The 17392-nt window shown below is 63.4% G+C and carries 16 protein-coding genes and 2 pseudogenes; 9 read left to right on the forward strand and 9 right to left on the reverse strand.

The window, feature by feature from the left end:
* Positions 1–5 precede the first annotated feature (5 nt).
* The 4 genes from ACTHNR_RS20695 to ACTHNR_RS20710 form a co-directional block, all read right to left on the reverse strand.
* Positions 6–1127, reverse strand: coding sequence for an efflux RND transporter periplasmic adaptor subunit (locus ACTHNR_RS20695; RefSeq protein WP_440549530.1), 1122 nt, complete (start codon positions 1125–1127; stop codon positions 6–8).
* Between the two features lie 149 nt (positions 1128–1276).
* Positions 1277–1852: a cytochrome b gene (locus tag ACTHNR_RS20700; RefSeq protein ID WP_440549531.1), complete on the reverse strand. Its 576-nt coding sequence runs from the start codon at positions 1850–1852 to the stop codon at positions 1277–1279.
* Positions 1853–1891: 39 nt separating this feature from the next.
* Positions 1892–2266, reverse strand: a complete 375-nt coding sequence (locus ACTHNR_RS20705; RefSeq protein WP_440549532.1) for a cytochrome b562 — start codon at positions 2264–2266, stop codon at positions 1892–1894.
* A 60-nt stretch (positions 2267–2326) separates the two neighbouring features.
* A complete protein-coding gene (locus tag ACTHNR_RS20710; RefSeq protein ID WP_440549533.1) occupies positions 2327–5251 on the reverse strand; it encodes an AMP-binding protein in 2925 nt (974 codons plus the stop codon).
* A 212-nt stretch (positions 5252–5463) separates the two neighbouring features.
* Here ACTHNR_RS20710 and ACTHNR_RS20715 point away from each other — a divergent pair, with 212 nt between their 5' ends.
* The 4 genes from ACTHNR_RS20715 to ACTHNR_RS20730 all read left to right on the forward strand — a co-directional run bounded on the left by ACTHNR_RS20715 (position 5464) and on the right by ACTHNR_RS20730 (position 9493).
* Positions 5464–6363, forward strand: coding sequence for a LysR family transcriptional regulator (locus ACTHNR_RS20715; protein ID WP_440549534.1), 900 nt, complete (start codon positions 5464–5466; stop codon positions 6361–6363).
* 122 nt (positions 6364–6485) lie between these two features.
* Positions 6486–7160, forward strand: a complete 675-nt coding sequence (locus ACTHNR_RS20720) for a histidine phosphatase family protein (RefSeq protein ID WP_440549535.1) — start codon at positions 6486–6488, stop codon at positions 7158–7160.
* Positions 7161–7185: 25 nt separating this feature from the next.
* On the forward strand, positions 7186–8202 hold the full coding sequence (locus tag ACTHNR_RS20725; protein ID WP_440549536.1) for a phosphotransferase: 1017 nt from the start codon (positions 7186–7188) through the stop codon (positions 8200–8202).
* A 40-nt stretch (positions 8203–8242) separates the two neighbouring features.
* Positions 8243–9493, forward strand: a complete 1251-nt coding sequence (locus tag ACTHNR_RS20730; protein ID WP_440549537.1) for an acyl-CoA dehydrogenase family protein — start codon at positions 8243–8245, stop codon at positions 9491–9493.
* A gap of 22 nt (positions 9494–9515) precedes the next feature.
* On the opposite strand, the gene ACTHNR_RS20735 is transcribed toward ACTHNR_RS20730, so the two are convergent.
* On the reverse strand, positions 9516–10376 hold the full coding sequence (locus ACTHNR_RS20735; protein ID WP_440549538.1) for a LysR family transcriptional regulator: 861 nt from the start codon (positions 10374–10376) through the stop codon (positions 9516–9518).
* Between the two features lie 141 nt (positions 10377–10517).
* On the opposite strand from ACTHNR_RS20735, the gene mdtD reads away from it, so the two are divergent.
* From mdtD to ACTHNR_RS20760, 5 genes are all read left to right on the forward strand, one after another.
* Positions 10518–11897, forward strand: coding sequence for a multidrug transporter subunit MdtD (gene mdtD / locus ACTHNR_RS20740; protein ID WP_440549539.1), 1380 nt, complete (start codon positions 10518–10520; stop codon positions 11895–11897).
* 165 nt (positions 11898–12062) lie between these two features.
* Complete coding sequence (locus ACTHNR_RS20745; protein ID WP_440549540.1) at positions 12063–12722, forward strand: tyrosine-type recombinase/integrase; 660 nt, start codon at positions 12063–12065, stop codon at positions 12720–12722.
* The gene (locus ACTHNR_RS20750) at positions 12722–12946 is read left to right on the forward strand and encodes a transcriptional regulator (RefSeq protein ID WP_440549541.1); all 225 of its coding nucleotides are present in this window, start codon (positions 12722–12724) and stop codon (positions 12944–12946) included. The genes ACTHNR_RS20745 and ACTHNR_RS20750 overlap by 1 nt, the downstream gene beginning before the upstream one ends.
* A gap of 49 nt (positions 12947–12995) precedes the next feature.
* Positions 12996–13286, forward strand: coding sequence for a nucleotidyltransferase family protein (locus tag ACTHNR_RS20755; RefSeq protein ID WP_440549542.1), 291 nt, complete (start codon positions 12996–12998; stop codon positions 13284–13286).
* On the forward strand, positions 13283–13678 hold the full coding sequence (locus ACTHNR_RS20760) for a HepT-like ribonuclease domain-containing protein (RefSeq protein ID WP_440549543.1): 396 nt from the start codon (positions 13283–13285) through the stop codon (positions 13676–13678). The genes ACTHNR_RS20755 and ACTHNR_RS20760 overlap by 4 nt, the downstream gene beginning before the upstream one ends.
* Positions 13679–13843: 165 nt before the next feature.
* Here ACTHNR_RS20760 and ACTHNR_RS20765 read toward each other — a convergent pair.
* From ACTHNR_RS20765 to tnpC, 4 genes and pseudogenes are all read right to left on the reverse strand, one after another.
* A pseudogene (locus ACTHNR_RS20765) lies at positions 13844–14002 on the reverse strand (ATP-binding protein); the annotation flags it as partial.
* Between the two features lie 3 nt (positions 14003–14005).
* A pseudogene (istA, locus tag ACTHNR_RS20770) lies at positions 14006–15034 on the reverse strand (IS21 family transposase); the annotation flags it as partial.
* Between the two features lie 400 nt (positions 15035–15434).
* Positions 15435–15821: a hypothetical protein gene (locus ACTHNR_RS20775; RefSeq protein WP_440549544.1), complete on the reverse strand. Its 387-nt coding sequence runs from the start codon at positions 15819–15821 to the stop codon at positions 15435–15437.
* Positions 15822–15852: 31 nt separating this feature from the next.
* Positions 15853–17163 (reverse strand): IS66 family transposase, encoded by a 1311-nt coding sequence (gene tnpC, locus ACTHNR_RS20780; RefSeq protein ID WP_440549545.1) that lies wholly within the window; start codon positions 17161–17163, stop codon positions 15853–15855.
* Between the last annotated feature and the right edge of the window lie 229 nt (positions 17164–17392).

The raw sequence follows: 17392 nt of genomic DNA on the forward strand, positions 1-17392 counted from the left end.
CTGCCTTAGCGTCGCGCCGCCGCGAGCGGATCGAGCGCGACGCGTTCGCCGGCGGCGAGGCCGGCCAGAACCTCGACCCGGTCGCCACGCGTTTCGCCGAGGCGAACTTGGCGCAACGTCACGCTGCCGTCGCCTGCCACGACATAGAGCGCGGTGACTTCCGTGCGCCGCACGATCGCCGAGAGCGGCACCAATAGCCTCGGCCGCGGCGCGCCGATCGAAAAGTGCGCGCGAGCGAACATGCCGGGGCGTGCCGCGGAGCCGGCGGCCGCGGGCAACGTCAGGCGGATCTTGACCGAATCGCTGAGCGGATCGACGAGCGGCAAGATCGCGACCGCGGTTGCCGTTTGCCATTGTTCGGCGAGCGGCGCGTCGGGTAGTTCGACCCGCACGGGCGCGTCCGCGCGCAGCTTCGCGGCACGCGACTGCGGCACGTTCGCCACGGCGCGCAGCGCGCCGGGATCGAATAAGGTGACGAGCGGCATGCCGGGTGTCGCCATCGAGCCGAGTTCGATCTCGACACTGCCAACCGTGCCGGCGTATGGCGCGGAGATGCCGCGCAAGGTGGACTCGACGGCGGCCGCCCGAGCGTCGGCTTGCCGCGCGAGCGACATCGCGGAGGCCGCGTCATAGCGCGCCTTCGCTCGATCGAGCGCGGCTTGGCTGACGTATTTCTTGTCGAACAGGGTTTGTGCCCTACCGAGCTCGCGTCGCGAGACGTCGAGTTCGGCGCGTGCCGCGGCGGCCTGTGCGCGTGCCGCCGCAAGCTGCTGGTCCGCCGCGCGGCGATCGACGGCAAGCAAGGCTTGCCCTGCGCTGACGCGGTCGCCGGCCTTGACATAGAGCGCCGTGACGCGCCCCGAGACCTGTGCGGCGATGACGGTTTGCCGCGTCGATTCGATGAGCGCATCGGCGATGAATTCATCCGACAGCGGAACGGCATCGACGGTCAGTGTGGCGAGGCTTTGCCCGTGAGCCGGGGCGAGCACGCCTGCGTAGCAGACGGCGGCGAGCAGCCACGGCCAACGCTGCGACCCTGGATTCGCCCATCGGCGATGCGCCGATCGCACGCCGGCGCGGCCCTTGGCGCAGGACAGCAATGTGAAGAAGATGCGCGCAACTGACATGGGTGCCCCGTCGGACGCGAGATTCGTCGTCGCCGAGCGGCACCGCGCGGACGCTTTGGACGTCCGTCATTCACCCTCGACCGCCATCGGCGGCGGCCGATTACTTCTCTCCCGCCTAGACGCGCTGTTCCCAGCGCCCGATAGCGTGTCTAATTTTGGTCTTGCCTACGCAGTGCGGGTTGACGCAAGTCAACCGACCTGCCGCGAAACGGCAGGATCCGCGCCAGCACGCTTTCCGATGTCACGAAGCGATGGATCACCGCCGCGCTCACGTGAAGCGCGATCAAACCGGCTAGGCCGTAAGCCGCGGCCGCGTGCGCGACGCCGAGCCAGTGCGACAAAGCATGACTTCTTCCGAGCAACGAGGGCAGCGAAAAGAGCCCGAAGAAACTGACCGGGTGTCCGGCGGCGTCGGTTTTCATCCAGCCGAGGAGGGGTATGGCGAGCATCGATGCGTACAGCATGAAATGCACGGCACGCTCTGCGAAATGAGTCAGCGTGCCGGGTTCATTGACGGAATCGGGGAGCGCTCTGCGCAGTCGAAGCCGATTGACCAGACGAATCACCACCAAGCCGAGAATCGCGATGCCGATCGACCGGTGCAGGCCGACGAGATCTTCATTGTCGTCGAGCATCCAGCCCAGGACCAGGTTGCCGATCAAAGCCGCGGCAAGCGCCCAGTGGAGCAGGCTGACCGAGAGCGGGTAGACGGTGGGCCGTTTCATGGTGTGGGGTTCTCGACGAAAGGGGAGCAATGGGCGCCATCAATTGAGCAAGTCGTGATAGTGCTTTCTGGTGGCGTTGATTTTTTTCAGCGCTTGCTTCGCGCCTGCTAGGTCATTGGCGCGGACGGCTTCATCGACGGGTACGAACTCGCGCTGCAGCGTCTGCATGCCTTCGCGGTACGTGGCGGGGTCGTCGCGATACGGTTGGCGGCTGGCCTGCGCCACGTCGTTTTCGAGTCGCGTGAGGTATTGGCTGAATTGAGGCATCGTGCTGCTTGCCATGGCGCCGCGCATCGAGGCTTTCATGTCGCGCATCAACGTCTTGATTTGACTCGCATGCGCGACCGGAGCGGCGGCGAACAAGCAGGCGAGCAGCAAGGCGCGCACGCGAAGGCGCTTGAGGGAGAGGAACATATAGGGTGGCCGGTCGGTATGGGATGGAGGGCAGCATACCGACGCGACATTAACGCGAGCTTAAGGCCAGGGCGCCGAAGCCGACTCGGCCGATTGCAGGCGTGCGCTCTGGGCGAGCCCGACCAGTTCCGGTTCGCCGCAATGCACAAATATGGCGTTATGCACCTCGTCGCGCAGTTTCGCCATGGAACCCACATCGGCGCCGGCCGGCATGATCGGCGGCAACACCGTCAATTCGATCTGCCCGCGCTTCGGTAGCCAGTCGCCGTCGCGCAGCACTGCCCGCACGCCTCGCAACGCGATGGGAACGACCGGACGGCCCGCGACGCACGCTGCGCGAAAGGCGCCGAGATGAAATGCTCCCAGCCCGGCCGCTCGCCCGAAGGTACCCTCGGGAAAGAAGATCAAGGTTTCATGGCTCGCCGCGCGTTCGAGCTGCGCTTCGTCTTCGAGGCTTTGGCGATAGTTCGCTCGCTCGACGAACCGTGTGCCCAATCGCCGGAGGAACAATCCGACGAACGGCGCTCTCGCCAGTTCTCGCTTCGCGACGAAGTGCCCGCTCTGGGGCAGCCAGGCCATCAATACCACGCTGTCTAGATAGCTCGTATGGTTCACGGCGACGATCGAAGGGGGGGCGGGGAACGAGGAAGGCGCACCCGTGACGTCGGGCGACAAACCCGTCAGCCGAAGAAAGAGGCGTGCGCCGCGAGCGGCCGCCTGCCAGTTGCGCGACTCGTCTTTGCTCAAAGCGACGCGAAACCAAAGCACGAACGCGATCGCCGCGGCGACGGCCCAGCACCATAACCCGAAGTCGATCGACGAGGTGCGCGCGGCCGTTCGCCCGAAAAGAAGCCGGACGCTGCCGGCGGCGATATCCAACAGTTGCCGCCACAACGGCCTCGGCGCACTCGTTTGGTCCAACGTGCGATGCGCCCGTTCGGATTGCTCGAATCGCTCGAGCATGGCGGCGTGTTGAATCTTTCCGCCGGGCGTCTTTGGAATCGCGCCAGGCGGGAGCAGCACGACGCGTTCGGCTGGAGCGCCGAAGCAGGCGACGGTGGCCGCATTGATGCGTTCCAGCAATTGGCTGCGGTGCGTGACATCCATCTGCGGCGTTTCGGCGAAGATGACGACGCTTTGCGTGCCTGTATCCGCATCGGTCACGCCGCATACCGCGACGCCGCCCAACACGGCGTCGGCGAGGCGGCCGATTGCGTCTTCCAACTCGTAGGGGAAGAAGTGCCGGCCCCCGCGAATGATCATGTCCTTGGCGCGGCCGGTGACGAAGAGGTCGCCATTGGCGACGTATCCCAGGTCCCCGCTGTCGAGCCAATCGTCGTCCATGAGACGTTGCGTTTGTTCGGGGTTGCGATAGTAGCCGGCCGTGGCGGACGGGCCGCGAAATTCGATCTTCCCGATGTAGCGATCGGGGAGAACTCGGCCATGGTCGCCCACGATGCGCAGCTCGGAGCAGGATAGCGCCGGCCCGCAGGAGACGACTTCGATCGTGTCTTCATCGCTTGGCGCGGGCATCGCGCGATGTTCGTGCGAGAGCGAGGTGCGCGCCACCTTGTCCGTCACTAGCGCACGACCGGGCGAAGGAATCGTCAACGCGAGCGTATTTTCGGCGAGCCCGTACACAGGCGTGATCGCGCGCGCGTCGAAGTGCGCGAGGCGCATGCGCTCGGAGAAAGCGCGCATCGTTTTGGGGCTGACGGGCTCGGCGCCGCATACCGCGAGCCTCAACGAAGAGAGATCGAGGCCGGCGAGCACGCCGTCCGGCAAATGGCGTGCACAGCGGTCGTAAGCGAAGTTCGGCGCGGCCGTGATGGTCCCGCGATAGCGCGAAATCATCGCCAGCCACGTTTCCGGACGCGAGAGGAAAACGAGCGGCGAGGCGATGACGAGCGGTATGCCGAAATAAAGCGGAGCTAGCCAAGCCGCGATCAGGCCCATGTTGTGCGAGAGCGGCAGCCAGCTGACGAGCACATCGTCGGGCCCGACGTCGATGCGCTCGCCCATCGCGCGGATGTTGGCGATCAGGTTCGCGTGCGTGAGGATGACGCCCTTGGGCGCGCCGGTACTGCCGGACGTGTACTGCAGCATGGCCATGTCCGCGGCATGCACACTCACCGCCGCATTCAGCGGCAGCGAAGCGATGTGCTCGGGTGTCAGCACATGGCGTAACGTCGGCACGCGCGCGCCGAGCAAACGAGCGACGGTCTTGACCTCGTCGAACGTGATGAGCGCCTTGACCCCCGCGCACGTCAGCAAAGTGGTATAGCGCTCGACATGCTCGGCAACTTGATCGGCGCGCAGGGGCGGGTAGATCGGAACGGGAATCGCGCCGCACAACAGGGCGGCCATGAACGTGACGAAATAATCGGAGGTCGTGGACAGCATCAGCGCGACCGTGTCGCCCGGATCGATACCGAGCGCGCGCAAGCCGCCCGCCCTGTGCACGGCGCGTTCGCGCAGTTCGCCGTAGGCGATGCGTGTTTCGCTTGTTCCATCCGGGCCGATCAACACGATATGCGTGCGTTCCGGGTGCTCGTCGGCATGCCAATGCAGCGCTTCGACGAGCGTCGCCGCATGCCGAGGAAAGACGAGCCCGGCGGGAGCGGCCGGCGCGCCCGAGATCGCCGCGCCCGCTATGCGCGAGGTGTCGGCGGGCTGCGCTGGCGCGCGAGCCGCCTTGCCTGTCAACAGGCGAACGAGGTCGGCCGGCGTGGCGGCCGTCGTGAACGCTTCGATCGGCAATTGTCGATCGAATGCTTCCTCGATTCGACCGAGCAGTTCGGCGCGGGCCAAGCTGTCGAAACCGAGATCGCGCTCGAAGTGCGACGCGAGCGAGGGCTCGCGGTAGCCGCTCTCGTTGCCGTGCAGTTCACGGCTCAGCGCGCGAACGATTGCGAGCAGCCTTGCATCGGCGTCGGCGTCGGCATTGGCGTCGATGTTCGTGCCCTGCGATGCTTCCGAGTCCATCGTTGCCTCTTCGCAGAGGGTGTCGTCATCGATTGTTTCGCGCTTCGAGAACGCCCGGCTTGACGCGGATCAACTCGCGCGCGTGTGATGGGCCGGTCCGGGCCTTGTGTGCTCGTTGCGCTTCGCTTCCGTGGTACCTTGCGATTCGCCGCTGCGGATCCTTGAGAGCACTACGGCTTCGCAAGCAGCGGGCGTCGAGGACATACGAAAACATGCGCTTATCCAAGGTCGATCTGAATCTTTTCGTCGTATTCGAAGCCGTCTATCGGACGCGAAATCTCACGCGCGCCGCCGAGGCGTTGTTCATCACCCAGCCTGCCGTCAGCAACGCGTTGGCCCGCATGCGCAAGGCATTCGACGATCCGTTGTTCGTCAGCACGTCGTCGGGGATGGTGCCGACGCCTGCCGCCGAAAACATCATCGGGCGGGTGCGCGAAGCGCTGCAGCTCCTCGATTCGAGCACGCACGCCGGCGGCCGCTTCGATCCCGCCACGTCCGAGCGCACGTTTCGTCTGAGCATGACCGACCTCACGGAGGCGCTGTTGCTGCCCGCGTTGGAAGAGGTGCTGCAGCGGCTCGCCCCTGGCATTCGCCTGGAAAGCTACCCCACGGCCCGCCGAGACGTGCCGCAGGCGCTGGCGAGCGGCGCCGTCAATCTCGCGATCGACGCGCCGCTGATCGACGATCCGTACCTCGACCAGGCGCCGCTCGGCAGCGACCGATATGCCTGCATGCTGCGCCCCGGCCACCCCTATCGAAAGAAGAAGCTGACGCTCGACGATTACCTCGGCTTCGGGCACATCCACGTATCGAGCCGTCCGCAGGGCCCGGGGCTCGTCGATGCGGAATTGAATCGGCTAGGCTTGCGGCGCTCGATCAAGACGCGCGTTCAGCATTACCTCGTCGCCCCGTTGATTGCGATGCGAACCGAGCTCGTCCTCACGGCGCCGCTCGTGCTGCTTCAGCGTTACGACGCCCGCATTCTCGAATTGCCTTTTCCGCTGCCGAAGCTCGAGTGGCACTGCTATTGGCACCGCAGCGCGACCGCCGATCCGGCGCACGTTTGGCTGCGCGAACAAGTGGGCCGATTGATGCGGGAGATGAATCAGTAACGACTGGGCGACGTGTGTCGAGTAAGGTGTCACAAAAATTTATTGCGCGGTATTTCAATAATAAATTTCATGAATGCACTGCCGTTGAGTATTCTGCTGATCCATGAAGGGACGAGGACGACATGGCGGAACTCTATTTCGTGCGGCATGGTCAAGCGTCGTTCGGCGCGCGCAACTACGATGAACTCTCGCCCGCGGGGCGAACTCAATCGCGTTGGCTAGGCGAGTACTTCGCGCAGGCCGGGTTGCGGTTCGATCGCATCGTGACCGGAACGATGCAGCGGCACGGGCAAACCGCTGACGAAATCGTCGCCGGGATGGGCGGCCCGCTGCTCGAGACCGGGCGCGACGCCGGGTTCGACGAATACGATTTCAGCGCGTTGTTCGCGGCGCTCGGCGAAGAGGGCTCGCCGTCGCGCGTATCCTCGACGAGTTCGAAGAAGGACTTCTATCGGGCGCTCAAGCACGTGTTGCAGTTGTGGGCCGAAGCGCGTCTCCCCGGCCCGGTGCCCGAAACGTGGGCGGAGTTTCAAGCGCGCGTCGAGCGCTCTCGCCTGGACATTCAGCGCGGCGGCGGCAGGCGTGTTCTGGTCGTCAGTTCGGGCGGGCCGATCGCGGTGACGGCGCAGCAAATTCTGCAGGCGCCCGATGCCGCCGCGATCGCCTTGAACATGCAGATCCGCAACAGCAGCGTCTGCCAATACGTCTTCAACGAGGCCGCGATGTCGCTCGTCAGCTTCAACGCCGTACCGCACCTCGAGCGCGCGGAGCGGCACGAATTCGTCACCTATGGTTGAACACGATCGGGACGGACAGCACGCCATGAATGCTAGCTTTCAATTCGACATCGACCAGTTGACGAGTTATCTCACGGCCCATGTCGCGGGATTCGAGGGGCCGATGGCCGTCGAGAAATTCTCCGGCGGTCAATCGAATCCAACCTACTTGTTGAAGGCCCGAAGCGGCGACTATGTGCTGCGGCGGCAACCGCCCGGCACGCTGCTCAAATCCGCCCATGCCGTGGACCGCGAATACCGGGTGTTGTCCGCGCTGGCCGGAACGAAGGTGCCGGTCGCGCGTGCCTATCATCTTTGCGAAGACCCGGCTGTTATCGGCAGCATGTTCTATGTGATGAGCTTCGAAGCGGGGCGGATCTTCTGGAATCCGGCGCTGCCCGAACTCGCCGCTCGCGATCGCGAGCCCATCTACGACGCGTTGCTGAGCACGATGGCGTCGCTGCACGATGTGGATGTCGACGAAGTGGGGCTGTCCGATTACGGCCGGCCGGGCAACTATTTCGCGCGCCAGATCGACGTGTGGACGCGCCAGTACCGCGCCGCGCAGACGGAAGAATTGAAGGCGATGGATGCGCTGATCGATTGGCTGCCGTCGCGCTGCCCCGAGCAGAGCGGAAAGCCCTCGCTCGTGCACGGCGATTTTCGCATCGACAATCTCATCTTCATGCCGGATGCGCCACGGGTGCGCGCCGTGCTCGACTGGGAGCTGTCGACACTGGGCAATCCGCTCGCGGACCTCGCGTATTTCTGCATGTGTTTGCGGCTACCGCCTAGCGGCCATATCGTGGGCCTCGACGGGCTGGACCGGCGCTCGCTCGGGTTGCCCGACGAGACGGCCATCGTCGAACGTTACTGCGCGCTGCGCGGTATTCCGGCGATCGAGCACTGGAACTTCTATCTGGCTTTTAGTTTTTTCCGGCTGGCCGCCATCGCCCAGGGCGTGAAGAAACGCGCGCTGAGCGGGAACGCGTCGAACGCGAGCGCGGAGCAAGTGGGCAGCATGGCCGGTGCGCTGGCAGGCATGGGCGTCGCGTTGATTTGAATGCTGGCGAGCCTTTCTAACGGAATCGATGGAGATCGCGATGGACTTCGCATATAGCCCGAAGGTCGAGACACTGCGCACGCAAGTGCGCGCGTTCATGGACACGCACATCGTGCCGCGCATTCGCCAATGGAACGAGGAGGTGGCCGCCGGGCAATACCCGGTTTCGTTCATGGAAGCGTTGAAAGAACGCGCACGCGCGGAGGGATTGTGGAATCTCTTTCTGCCGCATCTTCGCGACGACGAACCCGGCACGCGTCTGACGAATCTCGAGTACGCGCCGCTTGCCGAAATCATGGGCCGCGTGGCTTGGGCGCCGGAAGTGTTCAACTGCAATGCGCCGGACACGGGCAACATGGAGCTGCTCCATATGTTCGCCACGCCCGATCAGCGCAAGCAATGGCTCGACCCGCTGCTCGACGGCACGATCCGCTCGGCGTTTGCTATGACGGAACCGGCCGTGGCCTCGTCGGACGCCACGAACATCACGACATCGATTCGCCCGGACGGCGACGACTACGTCATCGACGGGCGAAAGTGGTTCATCACGAACGCGGCGCATCCGAACTGCAAGCTCGTCATCGTGATGGGCAAGACCGACCCGCAAGCGCCGAGCCATCGTCAGCAAAGCATGATTCTCGTGCCGCGCGACACGCCGGGCGTCAGGGTCGTGCGCAATATCACGGTCGTCAATCATGTCGCGCCCGAAGGACACTGCGAGATCGAATTCAAAGGCGTGCGCGTGCCGCGTGCGAACCTGCTGGGCGAGGAAGGCAGTGGCTTCGCGCTGGCGCAGGCCCGGCTCGGGCCCGGGCGCATTCATCACTGCATGCGTTCGATCGGCGCGGCCGAGCTGGCGCTCGAGTTGATGGTCGAGCGCGCGCAGGCGCGCACCGCGTTCGGCAAGAAGCTGCATGAGCACGGCACGGTGGGCGAGTGGATCGCGAAGTCGCGTATCGAAATCGACCAGGCTCGGCTATTGGTGCTGAAGACGGCATGGATGATCGACAACGTAGGGGCGAAGGCGGCGCGCAAAGAGATCTCGATGATCAAGGCGCTCGTACCGGGCGTGCATACGGCCGTGTGCGACCGGGCGATGCAAGCGTTCGGCGCGATGGGCTTGAGCCCGGATACGCCGCTGGCCGACCATTGGACGTGGGGGCGCGCGCTGCGATTCGCGGACGGCCCGGACGAGGTTCACTTGCAGAGCATTGCGCGCATGGAGATCGGCGCGCGGCGTTACGAGCCCGGCGTCGACAGTCCCTACCTGACGCCGCCGGTCGACGATTGAACGCGTGTGCGGCGAATGCGAATCATTCGCCGATCCACGACCCGCGCAAGTCGCTGTCGTACAGCAGTTGCAACAGCGTGCCGGCTGGACGGCTGAGCCGCTTGGCGGCGAGCGCGATGAATTCGACGTCGGGTAGGGCGGGAAGACTCGCGGCGTTGACGGGCTGAGCGAGCCCGCGCGCCGAGAGATATTGCGCGCGAACCGTAATGCCGAGACCGCCGCGCGCCGCGGCGATGCAGCCCGAATGACTGCTGCTCGTGCAGACCACCTGCCAGCGGAAATCGGTTTGCGCGAGCGTGTCGAGCACGACGGCCCGCGTCACGCTGGGCTCCGCGACGAGAATCAGCGGCAGCGGCTGATCGAGGTCCACTTGCGTGCCGGGGCGCGCGAGCCATTCAAGCCGCCCTGTGAACAACGGCACACCGCGCTTGTCGCCGAGCCGGCGCTTACCCACCAGGAGATCGATCGACCCGGCATCGAGCAGTTCGTATAGCCTTCCTGTCATGCCGATCGTGATCTCGAGTTCGACATCGGGGTGAGCGTTGCGAAACGCCGCCAAGACTGTCGGCAGCGGACCCAGCGCGATATCGTCGGACGAGCCCAGACGCACGCGCCCCTTCAGCCTCGGCCCGCGAAACTGAGATTCCGCCCGGTTGATGGCTTGCAGGATCACGCCGGCATGCGCGAGCATCGCCTCGCCGTCGGCCGTCATCGACAACGAGTGCGTATCGCGCACCAACAGCCGGCGCCCGACGGCCTGCTCGAGGCGACGGATATGTTCGCTGACGCTCGATTGCGTCAAGCCCAGGCGGCGAGCCGCTTCAGTGAAGCTGTGGCACGCCGAGACGGTGACGAACGTGTTTAACCAGATAGGGTTGAGCATGACGCATTGTTATCGGCAACGCCGATAACAGTCAATGCCGCCAGTGGGGTTCTCGATTGGAACCGATTTCAATATCATGTCGAGATCAGGTTTTAGTCTAATGCGCCAGGCGTTCTCGCGCGGCGCATTCAAGCGCTTCGGATGAACAAGAACTCCACCCATACGGCATTGTTGTGGATCGTCGCTGCAGGTTTTTTCATGCAGGCGCTCGATACGACGATCGTCAATACCGCGCTGCCTTCCATGGCGCATAGCCTCGGCGTGAAGCCGTTGGCGATGCAGTCGGCTATCGTCGCCTATACGTTGACGATGGCCATGCTGACGCCCGCGTCCGGGTGGCTGGCCGACCGCTTCGGCACGCGCCGCGTGTACTTTTCCGCGATTTTGATCTTTGTGCTCGGTTCGCTGTGCTGCGCGAGTGCGCATACGCTCGGGCAGCTCGTGATCGCGCGGGTGTTGCAGGGTGTCGGAGGGTCGATGCTGCTGCCGATCGGGCGGCTTGCCGTGCTGCGCACGGTGCGCGGAGAGCAATATGTCTCGGCGCTCGCCATGATTTCGATTGCGGGCCAAGTTGGGCCGATCGTCGGGCCGACGCTCGGCGGCTGGTTCGTCGAGGCCGCTACGTGGCATTGGATCTTCCTCATCAACGTGCCCATCGGCTTGGTCGGCATGGTGGCGGTGCACCGGTATTTGCCGCGCGAAACCGAGTCGTCGGCTCCGCCGTTCGACTTGGCGGGCTGCGCGCTGCTGTCGTTGTGCATGCTCGCGTTTTCCCTGGCGGTGGATGTGCCGTTCGAATCGCATCGGGTGGGTTGGTCGAGCGGTTTGTTCTTGCTTGGGTTCGTCGCGATGCTGGCTTACGTGCCGTATGCTCGGCGACGTCGTGACCCGTTGTTCAAATTATCGTTGTTCGGCGAGCCGAATTTCAGTGTTGGTTTGATCGGCAATCTCGTGTGCAGGATCGGCTCGAGCGCCGTGCCGTTTCTCGTTCCGCTGCTGATGCAGCTCGAGTTGGGTTACACGCCGCTGCAGTCTGGGCTGATGATGTTGCCCGCGGCATTGGCAGGTACGGTGGCGAAGCGCTGGATCGCGCCGTTGATTCGCCGCTATGGGTACGACATGTTTTTGTTGTTCAACACGCTGGTGGTCGGCGGATCGATCGTGGGGTTCGCGCTGATTACTCGTGATACGCCGCTCGTTGTCGAGGCCGTCATTCTTGCGATCTTCGGCGCGGCCAACTCGATGCAGTTCGCGGCGATGAACAGCGTCACGCTCAAAGGGTTGTCGCATGAAGACGCAGGCGGTGGGAATAGCCTGTTCTCGATGGTGCAGATGTTGGCCATGGGCTTGGGCGTGTCGATCGGCGGGGCGCTGGTCAAGGTGTTTTCAGAGCAGTCGAGCGCCACGGCCATGGGGTTCAGGATGGCGTTCGTCTGCGTGGGCGTGATCACGCTGGGGTCCGCTTTGATCTTTCGGCAGATCAAGGAGGCGGCGGTTGTCGCGCCGCAGGGGACGGTGTGAGGTGGGGCGGGGGCGGGTTGGGAGGCTATCCATTGCGGCTTCGCGCTGCGCGTCGGCGGGGGCGTTTTCCCGAGGAAGCGAGCTGCTGTGCGGCCCGCATTTGCGTTTGCACTTGCGCGCGGGCATACTTTCTCGTAATACCATGAAATCGAATGGCATTACGAGATGGCAAAACCTCCAGTTATCGAACCTCATCAGCTTCGCCACGCGCTCAAGGTGGCTGCCGTTACGGGGCAAAGCCCTATGCGCGACGTTGCGCTGCTACTCGTTTTCTATGGCACGGGGCTTATGCCGAACGAGGCCGCAAAGCTCGTAGTTTCGGACTATCTGAAAGCGGACGGGGCTGTACGTGTTGACTCTACTGTTCGTGCCGAAATCGCTTTTAACGGGAAGCCTCGCCCCTTGGTGTGGGCGAACGAAAAGATTTGCAGCGCGATCGACGACTACCTCGCGTATCGACTGGCCGCAGGCCATGGCGTCACGACTGCTCCGGCCGCGTATCGCGGGCTAGACCCCCACGGGCCGCTCTTTCTGACCGGTGACGGCGGACCGTTTGCATTCACGAAGCGCGTCACCGTCGCTGGCGCGATCAGCTATTCGTGTGAAAGTCTGACGGAGATTGTGCGGCGGCTGCATCAGCAAGCAGGGATCGAGGGCGGCAATGCCTCCGCCGCGAGACGCACGTTTGCTGTGCGCCTACATCGCGACGGACGTTCACTAAAGCTGATTCAGGAGCTTATTGGCGTTTCGTCGCTGTCTGCCGTTAAGAACCTCGTAGAAGGCGATCCAATGCGATTGTCGGCGATCGTACGGGGGGTGATCTGATGGTCATGGAGCAATCCTCAACCCTTTCGCAGCAAGAGTTTTTGAAGGGCGCGATTCAGCGGCTGGGGATGACTCGTGCGAGCTTTGCCCAACGAATCAGCGTGCCGGAGAAGACGCTCGATAAGTGGCTTGCTCCTGCGGGGACAAGTGATTTCAGGAACATGCCCGACGTGGTTTGGGCGTATGTTCGCGAGATTTTGGAGTGGAACGAAAAAAGGGCTTGATATACCCCCAATGGGGGTATATAGTAATTCCAATCAACCGGAGATTCGCGTGAAACCTTCTGTCGCACTGAACGCGCACCGCGCGGAGATTCGCAGGATCGTGGAAAGCAATCGAGCTTCTAATGCGCGCGTGTTCGGCTCGGTGCTGCGCGGCGAGGATACCGTCGAGAGCGACTTGGATCTCCTCGTCGAGCCGAAACCTGGCATGACATTGTTGAATGTCGGCGCGATCGAATGCGGTGTGTCGGAGTTGCTGGGCGTAGAGGTAGACGTGCTGACACCGAATGCCCTTCCGGAAAAATTCCGCGCACACGTCATGGCGGAGGCTCAACCTGTATGAGCGGCAAGGAACTCCGGGTGCCTGACTATCTCGGCCACATGATTGAAGCGATCGACCGTATCGAGAGTTATATCGGTGATATGGACAGAGACGCGTTTGGCGCGAGCAATCTTGTGGTTGATGCAGTGATTCGCAACATCGAAATTATCGGTGAGGCCAGCAACAAAGTTCTCAAGCATGATCCCGCGTTTGTGAAGCAGCACCCCAATGTGCCGTGGAAGTTCAGCTACAAAATGCGGAGCATTGTGGCACACGATTATTTCAAGGTAGACCTGGACATAGTGTGGGCGACCATCAAAACCGACCTTCCGACGATGCGCCAAGACTTGCAAACGCTGCTGGATGAATTCGATACACCGGGTCAGACTTCGGCGCCGCGCCCTCGCATGTAGCGCGGAAAACAAGATGCGCGTCTATGTGTCAAGAGCGAGTGTATCGGCTGGAGACGACTGCGATGCGCCTCACGGAAAGACCTTCGACGTCGCTGACGACTCCTCCATCGAAAGTATGATTTCGGTCATCGTCAGTTCGGGCTATCTGCCGTCGATCGCAGGAGGCAACTTGGTCTGCGTGAGGAACAGGACGTCATGTCCCTGGCGAGCCGCGCAGTGGCCCAGTGCCTGCGCGAGATGCGACTTGCCGACGCCGGTGGGACCTGCGATCAGCACGTTGGCGTTCTCCTGCAGGTAACGGCCGGTGGCCAGATCCTGAATGACGCACGGCGCCGAGTACAGCGCCTTATGGAATTGCACGTGGCAGTCGCGATGAACGCTGACCTTGGTCCATTCGGCGGCCAACACCGGCGGCACGTCGGGCAACGCGTTCAATAGCGGCTTCTCGAGCGCAAAGCGCGCCAACGGCTGTTCGCGTGTTGTGCCGTGCATGCGGTTGCCCGCCTCGCTCATGACCCACTGATGCAACTGGCGGTTGGCGTCGGGCAGATCGCGAAACGTACGCAGCGGTAGGAAGGACTTCTTGATGTATTTGACGCCCGATTCGACGATCCCTTTCTTCTGCGGATCGTGCGGCGGGCATGCGTCGATCTTGAAGCCGTATCCTTCGGCCAACTCGGCGTAAGAGCGCTGCACCTCTGGGTCATACATGCAGGCCCGCGTGATGGCGCACTTGGCGTTATCGATGATCATCCGTGCGGGGATGCCGCCCCACCAGTTGAACGCCCGCCGGTGGCAGGCGAGCCACGTCGCCACGGTTTGATCGAACACGAGTTCGGCGTACTGATGGCGCGACCAGCACAGCGTCGCGACGAAGAACCACGTCTTGACCGGCTTGCCGTCGGCGTCGAGCAGTTGCGGTCCGGCGCCGAAGTCGATCTGCGCGGCGTCAGCCGGTGCGAACTCGAGAACGGTCGTGGCCTTCACGCCGCGCTCAACACTGAGCGCCTGCAGGAAGCGGCGCACGGCCGAGTAGCTGCCGGTATAGCCGTGATTGCGCTGAAGCGCGCTATGGATCGTGGTGCCTTGGATGTCGGCGTTGAACCATTGCGTGATCAGATCGCGAAATGGCTCCAGCGTCGACACGCAGGTACGCGGCAGTTGGGGATTGCGGCCGAACATGGCGGCCAGCACGGCGTCGTCGGGCATGGGCCGCGCGGGGTTGAGCCAATCGTGCTGGAGGGCGGCGTCGCGGATGGTCGCTAACTTCTTGCGGCCCATCAGCCCGGCGCGGGCGATGTCTCGGTCGGAATCGCCCTGACGCATGCGCGCGAGGACTTGGCGGTACTCAAACACTTCGAACCTCCTGTTACCCACGGCCCCTCCGAGCAAAGCTCGAAGGGTAACCAGTTGATGGAAGTTCGAAACGCGTTCCGGTTACGGCGCCGGTGGCTCCATTACGCCGATCATCGGCTGGCGCCTTTACGGCGATCCTGAAGTGGCGCCATTACGGCGATCATCCGCTGGCTCCTTTACGCCGATCCTGCGGTGGCTCCAATACGCCGATCCCGGTTTGGCTCCATAGCGGCGATCATTGACACTGCCGTATGGACGTATCCGCCCGAGAATCCCCGTAGTAGCGAGTGCCCCCGATTTCGCGGAAGATCGAGTACCGTGGGGGAGCGTGGTCAGCGGCAGCGACGCCGATACGTAGCGACGTCGTCGCCGTTGAGGGGACAGCGTGCGCGACGAAGGACTATCGCCGCGGCGCTTCCCGCGCGTCGCAGTAGAAGCTCAGGGTATCGTCGTCTTTGATCTTGACGTGCCAATGGCCAACGCAGTACTTGGCGTCGGCAAACTTCTCCCGCCAGCGATTCGAGAGTTTGCCGATCCAGTCACGTGCTTCCGATGGCATCTGCGGCGAGGCGGCCAACTGCTGCAGCATCTGTAGGTAACTGGGGTCGCCCCAGCGGGAGGTGGCCGCGACATGCGCGTTCCAAACGAGCACCACCAGCTTGTATATCTCACGCACCACGGCGATCGGCGTGTCTTCGGTAATCGCCTCGGAGAGAAGCGGCTCGCCGAAGTCCAGAATCGTCTCGGAGATCTTGCGTTCGGGCTTGCCCGCGCTTGCCTTATTCATCGTTTCGTTCCGCTTGATGCGCGAGCTCGATTCAGTGCCGCGTCGCCGAGCTGGCAGCCGGCAAGGACGACGTCGACGCCACGCTCGATGCCGATCCGGCCACGCCAGAGGGCTTCCAGTTGTAGGGTGCCAATTCCTCGATCCGGTTGATCGGGTGGTCGTTGATTCGCCCGAGCACGTCGCTCAGGTAATCGTACGGGTTGATATCGTTGGCCCGACAGGTCGCCAGCATGCTGTAGAACACCGCCGCGGCTTTGCCCCCGGCCTCGGAGCCAAAGAACAGATGGTTCTTGCGAGCGATGGCGACTCTGCGGATGGCCCGCTCGATCAGGTTCGAATCCATCGCCAGATTGCCGTCGTCCACATAGCGCGTAAGCGCTTCCCAATTGGACAGCGAATAGGCAATGGCCCGGCCCAGGGCCGACTTGGGCAGCACTTCGTTCGCCTTGGCCTGCAACCAAAGCTGGTAGTCGCGTAAAACGGGCACCGATTCCAGTTGTCGCACTCGTCTTCGCGCTATCGGATCGGCATCGCGCAGCTTGCGCTCGATGTCGTAGAGCTTGCGGATCCACGCCAGTGCCTGCGCGGCCACGCTCTCGTGGGCGGTCTGCGGCGATTCCTTGCGAAGCTGCCGGTAGATCTTGTAGAACATCCTGCGCGCGTGAACGTGACAAGCCACGTGCCGAACCTTGCCGCCGCGAAACAGCGCCGCCCAGCCCGAGTAATCGTCGGCTTGCAGATAACCCTCGTAGTTGCCCAGCAGCGCCATCGGATGGCGGCCGGCCCGGCTCGACGTGTAGTCGTAGTAGATCACCTTGGGAACGCTCACCCACTGACCATCGAGCAACTTCGCTCCCGCACTCGCATAGCCCCACAGCCGGACCGTCTTGGTGCGCTCCAGTTGCTTGCATAACTGTGGAAACGGCGTGTCGTCGCCGAAGATCACCGGCGCGCTGAGCAACTGCCGAGCGAACGCCTCGTACAGCGGCGACACCAGCCTCGAAAGCCGAATGGTCCAGTCGCTCATCGTATTGCGCGAAATGCGAAGCCCGTGCATCGCGAACTCTTCCTCCAGCCGGTAAAACGGCAGGCCAGAGTCGAAGTGCGCCACGACGATGCGCGCGAGCAGTTCCGGGCTCGCGTTGCTCTTTATCAGCGGGGACGCTTGGAACGTCGTGCCGCGCACCGTCGAGACGCCGTTCTTGACCAGTGCATATCGCGGGCACACATGCTCGACCACCGACATCTTGGCCGGGGTGTACTTGAGCGTTCGCGTGATTGTCTCGCCGATCACCGTCACCCGATCGTATTGCGACAACTCCTGTTCCGGCATCGGATGCACGACGCGCTCGATCGGCAGATCGCTTGGCAGCGCTGGCCGACCCTTGCTGCGGCGGCAGGGGTGCTTCGTGCGCCTGATCGAAGATGTCCAGTTGCCACGCACTCATGCGCTCGCGGCTCGCCCCGAACATGTCCTGCCGCGCATGGGTCAGTTTGGCCCGCATCTCGAGCAGCGCTTGCTGCGTCTTGGCTAGCACTTCGCTTTGCCCCTCGAGCCGTTCGCGCAGCCG

The sequence above is a fragment of the Trinickia sp. genome (genome assembly GCF_051954495.1).
Taxonomy (GTDB): Bacteria; Pseudomonadota; Gammaproteobacteria; order Burkholderiales; family Burkholderiaceae; genus Trinickia.